The sequence below is a fragment of the Klebsiella planticola ATCC 33531 genome, assembly GCF_000735435.1.
In the GTDB taxonomy this organism is placed as follows: domain Bacteria; phylum Pseudomonadota; class Gammaproteobacteria; order Enterobacterales; family Enterobacteriaceae; genus Klebsiella; species Klebsiella planticola.
In genome coordinates, this window is sequence record NZ_JMPP01000072.1 from 1 (window position 1) to 3024 (window position 3024).

Below are 3024 nucleotides of genomic sequence, written 5' to 3' on the forward strand. Positions count from 1 at the left end.
TAATCTGTATCAGGCTGAAAATCTTCTCTCTTCGCCAAAACAGCTTCGGCGTTGTAAGGTTAAGCCTCACGGTTCATTAGTATCGGTTAGCTCAACGTATCGCTACGCTTACACACCCGACCTATCAACGTCGTCGTCTTCAACGTTCCTTCAGGACTCTCAAGGAGTCAGGGAGAACTCATCTCGGGGCAAGTTTCGTGCTTAGATGCTTTCAGCACTTATCTTTTCCGCATTTAGCTACCGGGCAATGCCATTGGCATGACAACCCGAACACCAGTGATGCGTCCACTCCGGTCCTCTCGTACTAGGAGCAGCCCCCCTCAATTCTCCAGCGCCCACGGCAGATAGGGACCGAACTGTCTCACGACGTTCTAAACCCAGCTCGCGTACCACTTTAAATGGCGAACAGCCATACCCTTGGGACCTACTTCAGCCCCAGGATGTGATGAGCCGACATCGAGGTGCCAAACACCGCCGTCGATATGAACTCTTGGGCGGTATCAGCCTGTTATCCCCGGAGTACCTTTTATCCGTTGAGCGATGGCCCTTCCATTCAGAACCACCGGATCACTATGACCTGCTTTCGCACCTGCTCGCGCCGTCACGCTCGCAGTCAAGCTAGCTTATGCCATTGCACTAACCTCCTGATGTCCGACCAGGATTAGCTAACCTTCGTGCTCCTCCGTTACTCTTTGGGAGGAGACCGCCCCAGTCAAACTACCCACCAGACACTGTCCGCAACCCGGATCACGGGTCTACGTTAGAACATCAAACATTAAAGGGTGGTATTTCAAGGTTGGCTCCATGCAGACTGGCGTCCACACTTCAAAGCCTCCCACCTATCCTACACATCAAGGCTCAATGTTCAGTGTCAAGCTATAGTAAAGGTTCACGGGGTCTTTCCGTCTTGCCGCGGGTACACTGCATCTTCACAGCGAGTTCAATTTCACTGAGTCTCGGGTGGAGACAGCCTGGCCATCATTACGCCATTCGTGCAGGTCGGAACTTACCCGACAAGGAATTTCGCTACCTTAGGACCGTTATAGTTACGGCCGCCGTTTACCGGGGCTTCGATCAAGAGCTTCTCCTTACGGATAACCCCATCAATTAACCTTCCGGCACCGGGCAGGCGTCACACCGTATACGTCCACTTTCGTGTTTGCACAGTGCTGTGTTTTTAATAAACAGTTGCAGCCAGCTGGTATCTTCGACTGATTTCAGCTCCACGAGCAAGTCGCTTCACCTACCATCAGCGTGCCTTCTCCCGAAGTTACGGCACCATTTTGCCTAGTTCCTTCACCCGAGTTCTCTCAAGCGCCTTGGTATTCTCTACCTGACCACCTGTGTCGGTTTGGGGTACGATTCGTTGTTACCTGATGCTTAGAGGCTTTTCCTGGAAGCAGGGCATTTGTTACTTCAGCACCGTAGTGCCTCGTCATCACACCTCAGCGTTAATAAAGTCCGGATTTACCTAAACTTCCGCCTACATGCTTAAACCGGGACAACCGTCGCCCGGCTAACATAGCCTTCTCCGTCCCCCCTTCGCAGTAACACCGAGTACAGGAATATTAACCTGTTTCCCATCGACTACGCCTTTCGGCCTCGCCTTAGGGGTCGACTCACCCTGCCCCGATTAACGTTGGACAGGAACCCTTGGTCTTCCGGCGAGCGGGCTTTTCACCCGCTTTATCGTTACTTATGTCAGCATTCGCACTTCTGATACCTCCAGCAACCCTCACAGGCCACCTTCAACGGCTTACAGAACGCTCCCCTACCCAACAACACATAGTGTCGCTGCCGCAGCTTCGGTGCATGGTTTAGCCCCGTTACATCTTCCGCGCAGGCCGACTCGACCAGTGAGCTATTACGCTTTCTTTAAATGATGGCTGCTTCTAAGCCAACATCCTGGCTGTCTGTGCCTTCCCACATCGTTTCCCACTTAACCATGACTTTGGGACCTTAGCTGGCGGTCTGGGTTGTTTCCCTCTTCACGACGGACGTTAGCACCCGCCGTGTGTCTCCCGTGATAACATTCTTCGGTATTCGTAGTTTGCATCGGGTTGGTAAGTCGGGATGACCCCCTAGCCGAAACAGTGCTCTACCCCCGAAGATGAATTCACGAGGCGCTACCTAAATAGCTTTCGGGGAGAACCAGCTATCTCCCGGTTTGATTGGCCTTTCACCCCCAGCCACAAGTCATCCGCTAATTTTTCAACATTAGTCGGTTCGGTCCTCCAGTTAGTGTTACCCAACCTTCAACCTGCCCATGGCTAGATCACCGGGTTTCGGGTCTATACCCTGCAACTTAACGCCCAGTTAAGACTCGGTTTCCCTGCGGCTCCCCTATACGGTTAACCTTGCTACAGAATATAAGTCGCTGACCCATTATACAAAAGGTACGCAGTCACCTAACAAGTAGGCTCCCACTGCTTGTACGTACACGGTTTCAGGTTCTTTTTCACTCCCCTCGCCGGGGTTCTTTTCGCCTTTCCCTCACGGTACTGGTTCACTATCGGTCAGTCAGGAGTATTTAGCCTTGGAGGATGGTCCCCCCATATTCAGACAGGATACCACGTGTCCCGCCCTACTCTTCGAGTTCACAACGTGTGCATTTTAGTGTACGGGGCTATCACCCTGTACCGCCGGACTTTCCAGACCGTTCCACTAACACACGCGCTGATTCAGACTCTGGGCTCCTCCCCGTTCGCTCGCCGCTACTGGGGGAATCTCGGTTGATTTCTTTTCCTCGGGGTACTTAGATGTTTCAGTTCCCCCGGTTCGCTTCGTTAAGCTATGTATTCACTTAACGATAGTGTGACGAATCACACTGGGTTTCCCCATTCGGAAATCGCCGGTTATAACGGTTCATATCACCTTACCGACGCTTATCGCAGATTAGCACGTCCTTCATCGCCTCTGACTGCCAGGGCATCCACCGTGTACGCTTAGTCGCTTAACCTCACAACCCGAAACTGTTTCGTAAAACAGTCCGCGTTGCGAAAATTTGAGAGACTCGAACACACC

The 3024-nt window shown here is 52.3% G+C and carries 1 rRNA gene; it reads right to left on the reverse strand.

Annotated elements, in window-relative coordinates:
• Positions 1-55 precede the first annotated feature (55 nt).
• A 23S ribosomal RNA gene (locus GRPL_RS00060) occupies positions 56-2959 on the reverse strand.
• Between the last annotated feature and the right edge of the window lie 65 nt (positions 2960-3024).